General features: G+C 58.4%; 12 protein-coding genes. 5 read left to right on the top strand and 7 right to left on the bottom strand.

All coding sequences use genetic code 11. The features are described from left to right. Positions 1-22 precede the first annotated feature (22 nt). Together H7848_RS13725 and H7848_RS13730 are read right to left on the bottom strand one after the other, a co-directional pair. Positions 23-757 (bottom strand): hypothetical protein, encoded by a 735-nt coding sequence (locus H7848_RS13725; protein WP_208352504.1) that lies wholly within the window; start codon positions 755-757, stop codon positions 23-25. After that, positions 754-1,509 (bottom strand): methyltransferase domain-containing protein, encoded by a 756-nt coding sequence (locus H7848_RS13730; protein WP_208352507.1) that lies wholly within the window; start codon positions 1,507-1,509, stop codon positions 754-756. Before H7848_RS13730 ends, H7848_RS13725 begins: the two co-directional genes overlap by 4 nt. A gap of 62 nt (positions 1,510-1,571) precedes the next feature. Here H7848_RS13730 and gloB point away from each other — a divergent pair, with 62 nt between their 5' ends. From gloB to H7848_RS13745, 3 genes are all read left to right on the top strand, one after another. Beyond that, positions 1,572-2,339 (top strand): hydroxyacylglutathione hydrolase, encoded by a 768-nt coding sequence (gloB, locus tag H7848_RS13735; RefSeq protein ID WP_208352510.1) that lies wholly within the window; start codon positions 1,572-1,574, stop codon positions 2,337-2,339. Positions 2,340-2,541: 202 nt separating this feature from the next. Further along, positions 2,542-4,860 carry an ATP-dependent Clp protease ATP-binding subunit ClpA gene (clpA, locus tag H7848_RS13740; RefSeq protein WP_208352512.1) on the top strand — a complete coding sequence of 773 codons (2,319 nt, stop codon included), beginning with the start codon at positions 2,542-2,544 and terminating at the stop codon, positions 4,858-4,860. Positions 4,861-4,983: 123 nt separating this feature from the next. Beyond that, on the top strand, positions 4,984-5,526 hold the full coding sequence (locus H7848_RS13745; protein ID WP_208352514.1) for a hypothetical protein: 543 nt from the start codon (positions 4,984-4,986) through the stop codon (positions 5,524-5,526). A gap of 42 nt (positions 5,527-5,568) precedes the next feature. Here the strand turns inward: H7848_RS13745 and H7848_RS13750 are convergent, their stop codons facing one another. The 3 genes from H7848_RS13750 to H7848_RS13760 all read right to left on the bottom strand — a co-directional run bounded on the left by H7848_RS13750 (position 5,569) and on the right by H7848_RS13760 (position 8,762). Further along, positions 5,569-7,023 (bottom strand): peptidoglycan -binding protein, encoded by a 1,455-nt coding sequence (locus H7848_RS13750; protein ID WP_208352516.1) that lies wholly within the window; start codon positions 7,021-7,023, stop codon positions 5,569-5,571. Then, positions 7,024-8,163 carry a biopolymer transporter ExbB gene (locus H7848_RS13755; protein ID WP_208352518.1) on the bottom strand — a complete coding sequence of 380 codons (1,140 nt, stop codon included), beginning with the start codon at positions 8,161-8,163 and terminating at the stop codon, positions 7,024-7,026. It lies immediately after the preceding gene. A gap of 71 nt (positions 8,164-8,234) precedes the next feature. Then, positions 8,235-8,762 (bottom strand): gamma-glutamylcyclotransferase, encoded by a 528-nt coding sequence (locus H7848_RS13760; RefSeq protein WP_208352520.1) that lies wholly within the window; start codon positions 8,760-8,762, stop codon positions 8,235-8,237. Between the two features lie 65 nt (positions 8,763-8,827). Here H7848_RS13760 and H7848_RS13765 point away from each other — a divergent pair, with 65 nt between their 5' ends. Further along, a complete protein-coding gene (locus H7848_RS13765; protein ID WP_208352523.1) occupies positions 8,828-9,826 on the top strand; it encodes a DUF2125 domain-containing protein in 999 nt (332 codons plus the stop codon). A gap of 244 nt (positions 9,827-10,070) precedes the next feature. On the opposite strand, the gene H7848_RS13770 is transcribed toward H7848_RS13765, so the two are convergent. Then, the gene (locus tag H7848_RS13770) at positions 10,071-11,135 is read right to left on the bottom strand and encodes a serine hydrolase domain-containing protein (RefSeq protein WP_208352525.1); all 1,065 of its coding nucleotides are present in this window, start codon (positions 11,133-11,135) and stop codon (positions 10,071-10,073) included. Between the two features lie 94 nt (positions 11,136-11,229). On the opposite strand from H7848_RS13770, the gene deoD reads away from it, so the two are divergent. Then, a complete protein-coding gene (deoD, locus tag H7848_RS13775; protein WP_208352528.1) occupies positions 11,230-11,943 on the top strand; it encodes a purine-nucleoside phosphorylase in 714 nt (237 codons plus the stop codon). A gap of 69 nt (positions 11,944-12,012) precedes the next feature. Here deoD and H7848_RS13780 read toward each other — a convergent pair whose 3' ends face one another. Beyond that, positions 12,013-13,905, bottom strand: a complete 1,893-nt coding sequence (locus H7848_RS13780) for a propionyl-CoA synthetase (protein WP_208352530.1) — start codon at positions 13,903-13,905, stop codon at positions 12,013-12,015. Positions 13,906-14,071: the final 166 nt, after the last annotated feature.

Raw genomic sequence — 14,071 nt, forward strand, 5'->3', positions numbered from 1 at the left:
CGGACTCGCAGTTCGTGTAAAATCACAACTGAAAATGAATGTGATCGTCGTGCCGTGCGGCGAGGCAGCCTTGGAAGCGGATTTTGGGGGATGTCAGGCCAAGGCTGATTTTCAGGTGCGGTTCCAGCAGGATTTTTGACACTCGCGGATCGGCGGCCAGCCATTCCAATGCGGCTTTTGTGCGCTCGGCATCAAACGTGGCCTCACGCCACAGTGGCTTTAGCCAGCCCATGTCCCATCTCAGGGTCGGCCAGACAGGACGGCAGTTGGTCGCGCCATCCTCAAACGCGAAGTATCCGATGGTTGAGGGCGGGCGGTTGTCCGCATAATAAAATGCCAGGTCCAGTTTTTCGCCGTCATCATGGCTTAGGTGCGGGGCCAGCGGGAAGCCGTCAAAGAATGGAAAGCTGCCGTCCAGGGTCAGCGTCTGCGCGCCGGGAAAACGGGCGGCCATGTGACCCGCCAGATCATTCGCCACATCGGCCATCTCAGGGGTGACATAGTGCCTGTTTAACGCGCAATAGATCGGGCTGGCCGAGGTCAGTGCCGCATCACCAAAGCAGCGTAAAGGCTGGCGTCCGAACTGGGGTGCGATGAAGGCCGCGCCAATACTCAGCGCTGTATAGATGACCAGAAATGCCAGCAGTCGGCGCCGTATCAGCAGTGCAAGCAGCCAGGCGATACCACCGATCTGGGTCACAATCGTCAGAACCGCCACGATCAGAATGTGGCCGATGATCCGTATGACCCACCTCATTGGCGTGACGCGGGCTTGGGGCTGGGGCTGGTCAGACCGTCCAGTGCCTCAAGTGGGCGGGAAACGGCGGCGGGCAATCCCGGTTTGCGGGGGGCATAGACCTGTTTGCTGACCTCGACCATCAGAATGCCGCCCGCGGCCAGAATAGGAATACGTTGACCGGCACCTTCCCAGAACCATGCCGTCTTGCGCCAGAATTTGCGTTCGGTCGGGGGCTGATACAGCGCCGATACCGAATGTTCGATCGCAAAAGAATGGCGCTTTAACTGTGCCTCAAGCTGGCCCAGTGAATAGGGCCTGCCATAGCCGAAAGGCGTGCGGTCACTGCGCGACCAAAGCCCTGCGCGGTTGGGCACGACAAAGATCGCACGCCCACCCGGACCAAGGCAGCGAAAGCATTCATCCAGCAAGGCCGAGGGCTGTTCGCAGGTTTCCAACCCATGCAACAGGACCAGCTTATCGATTTGACCGGTCTGGATCGGCCAATGGATTTCTTCGCACAGCACGCTGACATTTTCCTGCCCGCCAGGCCATGGCATCACACCCTGCGGCCCCGGCATCAGGCAGAGCACCCGACGCGCATCACCCAGGTAGGGGCGCAGCAGCGGCGCGGCAAAGCCAAAGCCCGCGACGGTCTGGCCGTGCGCCTCGGGCCAGAAATGTGTCAGATGGTTGCGCAGAACCGTCTGTGTGGCGCGGCCCAACTGGCTGCGATAGTAGAAAGATTTCAGATCCTGCACATCAAGATGCATTGCAAGCGTCTCATATATTGGGCACCCTTGGGGCAACCTTATCAGTTGAAAAAGGAAAGGCCATGCCTCTTGAGATTCTGACCGTTCCCTGTCGCACTGATAACTACGCCTTTTTGATCCATAATCCGGATACGGATGAAACAGCACTGGTTGACGCGCCTGAACTGGCCCCGATTGAGGCTGCGCTGGAAAAACACGGCTGGACCCTGACGGATTTGCTGATCACCCATCATCACTATGATCATGTCGAGGCCGTCCAACCACTGCGCCAAACCTATAACTGCAAGGTCATCGGGGCGCGGGCGGATGTTGAACGTCTGCCGCGTCTGGACCACGGGGTTGAAGACGGCGACACATTGACCATCTGTGGTGCGCAGTGTCAGGTGATGGATGTATCCGGTCACACCCTGGGGCATCTGGCTTTTTATTTCCCCTCGTCCGATGCTGTTTTCACCGCAGACAGTCTGATGGCTCTTGGATGTGGCCGCTTGTTCGAAGGAACGCCGGAACAGATGTGGACCAGCCTGTCGAAACTGAAAGCGCTGCCACCTGAAACGATGGTCTATTCCGGTCACGAATATACGCAGGCCAACGCAAAATTCGCGCTGACTATTGAACCGGACAACGCAGCCCTTATATCCCGTGTCGAACAGATCGCCGATTTGCGACGTCAGAACATCCCAACCGTCCCATCCCGTCTGTCAGATGAACTTGAGACAAACCCCTTTTTGCGGGCGGACTTGCCCGTCGTACAGGATGCCATACATATGAAAGAACAAGGCGCGGCGCAGGTTTTTGCCGAAATCCGTCGGCAAAAAGACAATTTCTGACATCTGACAGCGCTTATTCGCAGTTGACGCGACGGCATTGCCAAGAAAGCGGGCGTTTTTGCAAGCCTTGCCCAGAAAGTGATCCGCCGCGACGAAAAAACTCTTGAAGGTTTCGCAAAACAACCGAACCTTAACACTTAAGAGGCCACGGTCGTAACGGGGCCATGCCCCACCCCGACCCCGATCAGAGGAGCACAGAACCGTGCCGTCATTCTCAAACACGCTGGAACAGGCTATTCATTCCGCACTGGCCCTGGCCAATGCCCGCAACCATGAACTGGCTACGCTGGAACATCTTCTGTTGGCCCTGATTGACGAACCCGATGCGGCAAAAGTCATGCAGGCGTGCAGTGTTGACCTTGAATCACTGCGAAAAACACTGGTTGAGTTTATCGAAGATGACCTGTCGACTCTGGTGACGGACGTCGAGGGGTCCGAGGCTGTTCCGACGGCCGCGTTTCAACGTGTGATCCAACGGGCTGCCATTCATGTCCAAAGCTCGGGCCGGACCGAAGTGACCGGTGCCAATGTGCTGGTCGCCATTTTCGCCGAACGCGAATCAAATGCGGCCTACTTCCTGCAGGAACAGGATATGACCCGCTATGATGCGGTCAATTTCATCGCTCACGGTGTGGCCAAGGACCCGTCCTTTGGCGAAGCGCGCCCCGTGACCGGTGCCACTGAACTGGAGGAAGAAGCCGCCGCACCCGAGGGCGAGGGCAAAGAATCAGCCTTGGCCAAGTATTGCGTCGATCTGAATGCCAAAGCCCGCAAAGGTGATGTTGACCCGCTGATCGGTCGCGATCACGAGGTTGAGCGCTGCGTTCAGGTTCTGTGCCGTCGTCGCAAGAATAACCCGCTTCTGGTCGGTGATCCGGGCGTTGGTAAAACCGCCATTGCCGAAGGTCTGGCGCGCAAGATCGTGCAGGGCGAAACACCCGAGGTTCTGTCAAATGCCACGATTTATTCGCTTGATATGGGCGCATTGCTGGCCGGCACACGCTATCGCGGGGATTTCGAAGAACGTCTGAAAGCTGTGGTGACCGAACTGGAAAACCACCCTGACGCGGTGCTGTTTATCGATGAAATCCATACTGTAATCGGTGCCGGTGCGACGTCGGGCGGGGCCATGGATGCCTCAAACCTGCTGAAACCTGCGTTGCAGGGCGGCAAACTGCGTTGCATGGGGTCGACGACCTATAAGGAATTCCGCCAGCATTTCGAAAAAGACCGCGCCTTGTCGCGCCGGTTCCAGAAGATCGATGTGACCGAACCATCGGTTGAAGATGCGGTGAAGATTCTGAAGGGGTTAAAGCCCTATTTCGAAGATCACCACTCGATCAAATACACATCGGATGCGATCAAGACCGCTGTGGAACTATCGGCGCGTTATATCAATGACCGCAAGCTGCCCGATAAAGCCATCGATGTGATTGACGAAGCGGGCGCCGCCCAGCATCTGGTCGCTGAATCGAAGCGCCGCAAAACCATCGGCGCGAAAGAGATCGAAGCGGTGGTTGCCAAAATCGCGCGTATCCCGCCCAAGAACGTGTCGAAAGACGATGCCGAAGTGCTGAAAGACCTGGAAGTCAGCCTGAAGCGCGTTGTCTTTGGTCAGGATCCCGCGATCGAGGCGCTCAGCAGCGCGATCAAACTGGCTCGTGCGGGTCTGCGCGAACCTGAAAAACCCATCGGCAACTATCTGTTCGCTGGTCCAACTGGCGTGGGTAAAACCGAGGTCGCAAAGCAATTGGCCGATACCCTGGGTGTCGAACTGCTGCGCTTCGATATGTCGGAGTATATGGAGAAGCACGCTGTCAGCCGTCTGATCGGTGCCCCCCCCGGCTATGTTGGCTTTGATCAGGGTGGTCTGCTGACCGACGGTGTCGACCAACACCCGCACTGTGTGTTGTTGCTGGATGAGATCGAAAAAGCGCATCCGGATGTCTTCAACATCCTGCTGCAGGTCATGGACCACGGCACGTTGACCGATCACAATGGCCGGTCCGTCGATTTCCGCAATGTGATCCTGATCATGACGTCGAATGCCGGCGCCGCGGAACAGGCAAAAGCTGCGATCGGCTTTGGTCGTGACCGTCGCGAAGGTGAAGATACAGCCGCGATCGAACGCACTTTCACGCCTGAATTCCGCAACCGTCTGGACGCCGTAATCAGCTTTGCGCCACTGCCGAAAGAGGTCATTCTGCAGGTTGTCGAAAAATTCGTTCTGCAGCTTGAGGCCCAGTTGATGGACCGCAACGTGACGATCGAGCTGTCGACAGAGGCCGCAGCATGGCTGGGCGACAAGGGTTATGATGATAAAATGGGCGCGCGCCCCTTGGGCCGCGTGATCCAGGAAAACATCAAGAAACCTCTGGCCGAAGAACTGTTGTTCGGCAAACTGGCCAAAGGCGGTGTCGTCAAGGTCGGCATCAAGGATGGCGAGCTGGACCTTCAAATCGAAGAACCCGGCAACCCGCGGCTATCATCCAAAAAGCCGCCGCTGTTGACGGCTGACTAAGTCAGATAAAAATTGATCAGAGGCCCCGGAGTAAATCCGGGGCTTTTTTTATGTTGTGGAAGTCGCTGACAATAGCCTGATAAGTAAAGGCCGCAGACTGACGGGCATCGTGGGATAAGCACATTGCATACAATAGAAATTTCCGGTTGGACGCTTTGGATACAGGATAAAGAATTGCCAGATCTATATCCTGACTATCTTAAACACGCGCGTTTCATTGATCAGATCGATATCCATAATCCAGCAGGCCAGTTTTTCTTTCTTGCAATATCTAATGTCGAAGCTGCCAGCGATTGGCCTTCGACAGTCATTGTCCAAAAATATCAAAATGAATGGGGGGCAACGCCAGGCATTTTAATTGTTCCAGAAACCAATATTCTTTTCATAGGGGCCGGGGATCGTTTGCTTTGCTACGACATCGGCAAGCAAAAACGCCTTTGGGAAGATAGCTGTGATCTTTGTTTTTGGGAACTGCATAGGTCGGGCCCATACGTCTTGATGTCCGCAGAATTAGAATTTGGCGTATGGACCATAGAAGGCGAAAAACTCTGGTCGACATTCGTTGAGCCACCGTGGAGCTATAAGGTGTCAGGCGATATCGTTGCGTTGGACGTGATGGGGAATACCCGCTTGCTCAATCTGTCTGATGGGTCATCAGCAAAATAGTTACCGCTGCTTAGTCAATCCCCAAGCGCCACTTGCCCAAATCTACTTCTCAGTAAACTTCAGCTCAATCCGGCGGTTCTGGGCGCGGGCGGCGGGGGTGTTGGCGGGGTTGATGGGTTGGTATTCACCGAAACCGTTTGCGGACAGGCGATTGGGCGGGATGCCCAGGTTTTCGGACATCAGCCGAACGACCGACAGCGCGCGGGCCTGGCTAAGCTCCCAGTTGTCCTCAAAGGCGCTGCTGACCGATATGGGCACGTTGTCGGTGTGGCCGTCGACCTGCAGCACCCAGTCGATATCTGTCGGGATTTCATCAGAAATCGTCCGCAAAAGACGTGCGACATTCGCAATCTCAGACCGTCCCGCGGGCGACAGACGCGCGCTGCCGGGGGGGAACAGAACCTCGGACGAAAAGACAAAGCGGTCACCGACGATCCGCACACCTTCCTGCGTGCCGATCAGATCGCGCATGCGGCCAAAGAATTCAGACCGATAGCGTTCAAGGTTCTGCGCTTCGGCTTCAAGCCGTCTACGCTCGGCCTCTTCCAGCTCACGCCGACGACGTTCTTCGGATGCGGCGCGAGCCAGTGCGGCGTTCAACTGATTTCCAAGCGCCTCGATCTGGACATTCGCCTGTAGATCTGCCTCGGCCGAGGCATCGATGATGTTCTGCAGCGTCGACATTTGTTCCCGCAGGGCAGCAAGTTGCCGGTTCATCAAGGTAAGCTTGCGCTGATCTTCGGCGGACTGCGCCTCGGTTTCCGACAGACGATCATTCGCAACGGCCAGCAACGCCTCTCGCCGATCCAACTCGGATTGCACCTCTTCTTCGGCATTGCGCGCGGCGGCCAGCAAGGTCAGCGTTTCCTCGGCCCGCCTGCGTTCTTCCTCAAGCGAAAGGGTCATGGCGGTCAGCTCATCTTCGGCGCCTTCCAGTCGTTCCCGCAACGCCGCGGCGGCGGCTGCATCGGCCAGACGTGCGGCTTCGGCATCAGACAATGCCTCTTGCGTGGATTGCAGATCGCCTTCCAGATTGGCGATCAAGGCCTCTAACGCCTCGCGCCGGGCCGCAGCTAGACGCGCGGCCTCTTGTCCCGCATCGATTTCTTCCTGTGCGGCCACCAGCGCGCCGGTCAGTTCATCCCGTTCCGACAACAGTCCCGCGACGCGTGCCTCAAACGACGTGATCTGACCCTGCGCCGTTTCCAAAGCATCCTGCGTATCTGCCAATGTAGTCGTCAAAAGCCCAAGCTGATTTTCCAGATCCTCGGTCCGGGTGCGTTCCACCCCAAGGGCGTCGGACAGGCTGATCACTTCACTTGCCAGTTCGTTCAGCTCACTTTCCTGACCGCTGATCGTTTCGCGCAGCATGAATTGCACGATCATAAAGATCGTAAGAACAAACATCAGTACCAGCAAAAGCGCGGTCATCGCGTCCACAAACCCCGGCCAGATCGAGGCCTGGAACCGCTGTCCGGTACGCCGTGACAGGGCCATCTAGCTGCGCTCGCCTTGGGCGGCCTTGCGGATGGTCTGGGTCAGATTGGCCAGATCGCCGCGCAGATCGATCATGGATTCCTGACGACCGCTTGACAGCTCTTCCAGGATTTTCAGCAGATGCGTATCGATGGACCGCAGACGCATGCGGGCTTCGGTATCAAGCCCATCGCCATCTGTGCCCTCTTCCAGTTTGGCCAGCAGGGTGGCCTGCACAAGATTGTCGCTATCGACATGACTGGCCAATGCCTCAACTGCGTCGGCCAGCCGGTTCAGTTTATCATCCAGCGCGATCCGTCGTTCTTCGGACGCGGCAAAGACGGCTTGCATGTGTTCCATCTGTTCCGACATCGAATCCAGCACACCCGCCATGAAATTCTGTTCAGACCCGCTGTCGCCATCGCCAGCCGAAAATCCAACGCGGGTAAAGGTCGACAACCATTCCTCAAGCTCGCGGTAAAAGCGGTTCTGACCGTGACTTGCGAACAGCTCCAGCAAACCGACAATCAACGACCCCGCCAGCCCCAACAGGGACGAGGCAAAGGCAACGCCCATGCCGCCCAACTGCGCCTCAAGCCCGCCCATCAGGCGCGAAAAGATCTCAACCCCGCCTTCGCCTTCCTGCGGGGCCAGCGACCGGATGGTCTCAACCACCGCAGGCACCGTGGTCGCAAGGCCATAGAACGTGCCCAGCAGGCCCAGAAAAATCAGCAGATTAACGATATATCGCGTGATTTCACGGACTTCGTCGATCCGTGTCGCCACCGAATCCAGCAGCGACCGCGTCGACATCGCCGACACTTTCATATTCACCCCACGACTGCGCAGCATGGCGGCCACGGGCGCCAGCAATTGCGGCGGCGTCGTGATTTCATGGCCCGTACGGTGGGCGGCAAATCCTTCGATCCAGGCGATCGAGGATGACAATTGAAATACCTGCCAGAAACAGGCAAAGACCCCTATGACAAAAACCAGAAAGATAAAGCCGTTCAGATAGGGATTGGCCAGAAAAACCGGCGCAACACTGGGATAGGCCAGATAAGCACCTGCGCCCACAAGCCCAAGGGTCACCAGCATCAGAAAGATCTGGCGGATCGGGCGGGAAAAATACGGCTCGGCCTCGCGGTCGGTGATGTCCATGTGGACTTATCCTGACACAGTTTCTTCTTTCGCCTTAACCTACGCCAGCCATGCGGCTTCGCCAAGCACTATCAGACCAATGCACGCACACGTTGTGACAACCATGTCAGGTCCGTGTCTTCTATGCCCAATTCGGTCAAATGTGCTGCTGTATTGAACAGATATTCGGTGTTTGGCCCCCGCCCGCCGACGGCAGTGGCAATAATCCGCGCTTGTTCCTCCAGCGCCAGTCCGCCGCAATATTGCACGTGATGCGGATCAACCACATAGCTGACCGCCTGCACATGGCGCCGATCACGCAGTTGTAAATCAAGTGTTTTTTCCACATAGGCAGACGAAATCAGTTCACGTTCCCGCAGATAATCCAACGTCTGGTCAGCTTGATCGTCCGGCACCCGCAGGGCCAGTCCGTCGCATGTCGCATCCTTCAGCGCATCCAGCGCCAGAACCAGCCCCGGCTTTTCGACAGTGCCGCGATGATGGATCGACCGCATGCAGAATGACCTGTGAAATCCGTGCAGAGTGGCAATGACCCGTTCATCCACATCAAAACCGGGGTTCCACATCAGCGACCCATAGCCGAAAACCCACAATGTCATATTTTCTGGTCCCGATCCATTTGGGTCTATAAACACCAAAGGGGTTGAATACGAAAGGGGCCAAAATGCGTGGGGCCATCAGAATATTTATCATCGTGGCCGTACTTTATGGCGGGTACTGGTTTGTTGTGTCCACCGCGATTGAGCAGGGGGCAAACACCTGGCTGGAAGACCGCCGGACCGAAGGTTGGGTTGCGGACGCTGATGTTCAAACCACGGGTTTTCCGTTGTCTTTCAATACGATGCTGGAAAACATCCAGCTGGCTGACCCCGAAACCGGTCTGGCCTGGACGGCGCCGTCGTTTCAGTTTCAGGCCCAAAGCTATACACCCAGCTACATCGATGTGGTCTTTGCAGACCGGCAAAGTTTGGCGTCGCCCTATGAAACGCTTGATCTACAAAGCGAGGTGATGCAGGCCAGCGTCGGTTTTCAGCCTGGTCCATCCCTGACACTGGATCTGTCATCGGTGTCGGTGCGCAACATGCAGATTAGGTCGTCGCAGGGCTGGCAGTCGCGGTTTGCAGTGGGTGATTTTACAACGGCGCAGGCGGAAGCTGTGCCCGATGCCCATGATATCAAAGCAGAATTGACCGAATTGGTGTTGGATCGCCAGCTGAAGCGGCGGCTTGATCCGGCGGGTTTGCTGCCAGACGATATTCAGATGATGCAGGTCGATATGACCGCCGGATTTGATAAACCCTGGGACAGATTTGCGGTGGAGCAGGCCCGGCCGCAGCCTACATTTTTTGATGTTGAGCTGATCCGGGCGAACTGGGGCGATCTGGAGCTGCGCGCGACGGGGCGGGTAGATATCGACGACCAAGGGGTGCCGGACGGGCGGATTCACATTAAGGCTGAAAACTGGCGCGAAATCCTGGGCGTTGCCGTTCAGGCCGGTTTCGTGCCGCAGGATATCCTGCCCACCATCGAAAATGCCCTGCAGATTTTGGCGGGATTATCGGGTAATCCCAACAGCTTAGATGTGCCGATGACCTTTCAGAACGGCACCATGTTCTTTGGCCCGATCCCGCTTGGCCCCGCGCCTGTGATCCGGCTGAGGTGATATAGGCAGGCTATCATTAAGGGTAACGCGCTGGTCTGCATGATTTTGCACTCGATGCGAGCCGTCCCAGCGGAGGACCGGGGGACGGCGCCGCCGAATTTCCCGCGGTTGCGATTTATGGCTGCCAATCACATCCGATGAATGGCTTTGTCAATAAACCACAAAAGCGCCGGCCCATTGGGCCGGTCCGGCGCTGGCACGGCGGGCCGTTGGTCCTTGATTCCGTGCTGACTAAGGGGTGGAATTACTCTGACCCCAATTCCCGTCTTGCGGCGGGGACGGCGAAATCGCTGATGATTTTGACAGGCAGTTGCCAGGCCATTGGATCGTTGTAGTTGCCCGCAAAGACGACCGTCAGGAAATCGACGTCGGGCTGCACGGTCAGCCGTTGCCCGCCGTTGCCGAACCCGGCCATCCAGATGGGCGGGTCACCCTGGTCGGACAGCCACCAGAAATAGCCATATCGCAGCCCATGCGATGTGGTGACATGCGGGGTGAATGACGCCTCAAACCAGTCTTTCGGCACAATCTGTTGGCCGTTCCACATGCCGTCCTGATTGATCATCTGCCCGATCCGGGCCAGATCGCGCGCGGTCAGGCGCAGGCCAGAGGCCGCTGACGGTTCCCCATCCGCGCCCCGCACCCATTCGAACCGCGTGATCCCAAGGGGCGCGAACAGTTCCTGCTGTGCATAGGCGTCAATCGGCTGGCCCGTGCCATCGGCAATCAGCTTGGCGATCAGGGCCACGGCCCCGCCATTATAGACCCAAGCTTCGCCCGGCGCGCCGGTGATGGACCGGTCCAGCGCATAGCGATAGCGGTCGTCCGACAGCTCCATCGCGACTTCGCTGTTCAGCGGGTTGGTGTAGGGCAGGTCTTCGTTCCATTCGATGCCCATCTGCATCGTCAGCGCATGTTCGATCAGGATCGCGCGGCGCTGCGGGTCGGCGTTCAGGTCGGTGTATTCGGGAAACTGCGCAATCAGGCCGTGATCGACGGGGGGCACTTTGCCTTCGGCCAGGGCGATGCCGTATAGCAGCCCAACGATGGATTTCGTGACCGATCGAAGGTCATGCAGTGTGTCCGGTCCATGATCACGCGGGCCGATAGGCTGACCCCAGCGTTCGTCTTCGCCGGTAAAATAGACCTCGGCCAGGGTTTTGTCGCCCACGGCAATCAGGGCGCTGTGCAGTCCGGGCAATTCATTGGCCGCGAAGGCATCCTGCAGCGTCTGGTCCAATGCGCGCGGTTCGGCCTGGGCTGTTGACCCAACAAGCAATAGGAAAAGCAGAGTGTGCAATCTGATCATCTTAGTCCCCCGTTTCGATGCCAGTGTAACCGGCGAAAGCCATTGCGGCCAGCGATTGATGGGCTATCTTGCGCCAAACCAAGGGGGATTTTTCATGAGCATTCATATCGGCGCAAAGCCCGGCGATATCGCGGAAACGGTTCTGATGCCGGGCGACCCGCTGCGGGCGAAATGGGCCGCCGAGACATTTCTGGACAACCCCGTGCTGGTGAATGAGGTGCGCGGGATGCTGGGCTTTACCGGCACCTGGAACGGGCACCGCGTGACGATCCACGGGTCGGGCATGGGGATGCCGTCGCTGTCGATCTACGCCAATGAGCTGATCCGCGATTACGATGTGCAAACGCTGATCCGCATCGGGTCGACGGGCGCGATGCAGGATTTCATCAAGCTGCGCGATGTGGTGATTGCGATGACGGCCTCGACCATGTCGACACCGTCGCGGGGGATTTTCAAGGACCTCAGCTATGCGCCTTGCGCCGACTGGGGGCTGCTGCGCGGGGCCGTTGCGGCGGCCGAGGCGCGCGATGTGACGACCCATGTGGGCGGTATCTATTCGTCGGATGTGTTCTATGACGAACGGCCCGATTTGAACGAAGAAATGACGCGCCACGGCATTTTGGCGGTCGAGATGGAGGCGGCTGAGTTGTATACCCTGGCCGCCCGCTATAAACGCCGCGCGCTGGCGGTGCTGACGGTATCAGATCACCTGCTGACGGGCGAAGCGATGGCATCCGAAGACCGCCAGACCAGTTTCGGCGACATGGTCCAAATCGCCCTTGAAGCAGCGTTTGGGTCGGCGTCCTAGGAATGGCCCCGCGCAGTCCCGGACTTGATCCGGGACCTCACCGATCTGATGATTGCACCTTTTGTGTAATCACCGCCCGCCATATCCCACCCGCTGCAAGGCTGACGTGATCTCATCCAAAATCACCGGATCGTCGATGGTTGCGGGCGTTTTGTAGTCTTCGCCATCGGCGATCTTGGCCATCGTGCCGCGCAGGATTTTGCCGGATCGCGTCTTGGGCAGCCGGTCGACCACCACGGCCAGTTTGAAGGCCGCGACGGGGCCGATTTTGTCGCGGACCAGTTTGATGACTTCGCCCGTGACCTCGGCCTCATCCCGGTTGGCGCCTGCATTCATGCATAGAAAACCAAGGGGCAGTTGGCCTTTCAGATCGTCCTTGACCCCGATCACCGCGCATTCGGCGACGTTGGGGTGGGCGGCCAGGACCTCTTCCATGGCGCCCGTGCTTAGGCGGTGCCCGGCCACGTTGATCACGTCATCGGTGCGCGCCATGATGTAAAGGTACCCGTCCTCATCCTTCATACCCGCATCACCGGTTGCGTAATAGCCGGGGAACTGGTCCAGATAGCTTTTCTGATACCGCTCGGCCGCGTTCCACAACGTGGGCAGGGTGCCTGGGGGCAAGGGCAGTTTGATGGCAATCGCGCCCAGTTCACCCGGTGCCACGGGGTGTCCGCCTTCGTCCAGGATCTGGACGTCATAGCCCGGCATCGGGACCGAGGGCGAGCCGATCTTGACCGGCAGCGCCTCAACCCCCAAGGGGCTGGCTGCGATGGCAAAGCCGGTTTCCGTCTGCCACCAGTGGTCGATCACCGGCACGCCCAGATGGCGCTGCGCCCATTCGATGGTGTCGGGGTCAGCGCGTTCGCCCGCCAGAAACAGGCTTTGCAGGCTGGACAGATCATAGTCGCCCATCAGTTTGCCTTCGGGGTCCTCACGCTTGATCGCGCGGAACGCCGTGGGTGCGGTGAACAGGCACTTGATCTTGTATTCCTCGATCATCCGCCAGAAGGCCCCGGCGTCGGGGGTGCCGACGGGCTTGCCTTCGTAGATGACGGTCGTGTTGCCGTGGACCAGCGGCGCATAGCAGATATAGGAATGACCCACGACCCACCCCACATCGCTGGCAGCCCAATACACACCACCCGGCTGGACGTTATAGATGTTCTTCATCGTCCAGTGCAGCGATACCAGATGCCCGGCCGTGTGCCGCACGACGCCCTTGGGCTGGCCCGTCGTGCCCGAGGTATAAAGGATATAGGCCGGGTGGTTGCCCGCGACGGGCACGCACTCGGCGGGGTCGACGCCGTATTGAAACGCGTGCCAATCGACATCGCGGCCCGGTTCCAGTTTGGCCACTTCCTGATCGCGCTGGAAAATTACGCAGAAATCGGGCTGATGGCTGGCGATGTCCAGCGCGCCGTCCAGCAGCGGTTTATAGTGCACGATCCGCCCCGGTTCGATCCCGCAGGACGCCGCGATGATGCATTTGGGCTGCGCGTCATCTACTCGGACGGCCAGTTCATTTGCCGCAAAACCGCCGAAGACCACCGAATGGATGGCGCCCAGGCGTGCGCAGGCCAGCATCGCCTCGACCGCTTCGGGCACCATGGGCATATAGATCAGAACGCGGTCGCCCTTTTCTACGCCTTTGGCACGCAGCGCACCCGCCAGCGATGCGACGCGCGTTTGCAATTCGGCATAGGTGATCTGCTGTTTCGTCTGGGTGACGGGGCTGTCATAGATGATGGCCGCCTGATCGCCGCGGCCGGCCTGCACATGGCGGTCAACGGCGTTCCAGCAGCCGTTCAACTGTCCGTCGGCGTACCATTCGTAAAACGGCGCCTTGTCATCAAATAGCGCTTTTGAGGGCGGTTTGACCCAGTCAATCGCCTGCGCCGCGCCCATCCAGAATGCCGCGGGGTTGTCTTGCCAGCTTTTATAAAGGGCCTTGTAGCTCATATCCGTCCTCCCAAACGCTGGCATGTATTAACACCCGGGGAATGGCGTGGGGCAAGGGGTGAGTGATGATCCGTTGAAATAGGTTTGGTTTAGAAACCTGCCCGGTGGGCACCACCGGGCCGCGCCGACCCGCCCCCCAGGGCGGCGCGTTTGCGCCCCCTTCGGG

This window comes from Pseudaestuariivita rosea, assembly GCF_017592335.1.
GTDB lineage: Bacteria > Pseudomonadota > Alphaproteobacteria > Rhodobacterales > Rhodobacteraceae > Parasulfitobacter > Parasulfitobacter rosea.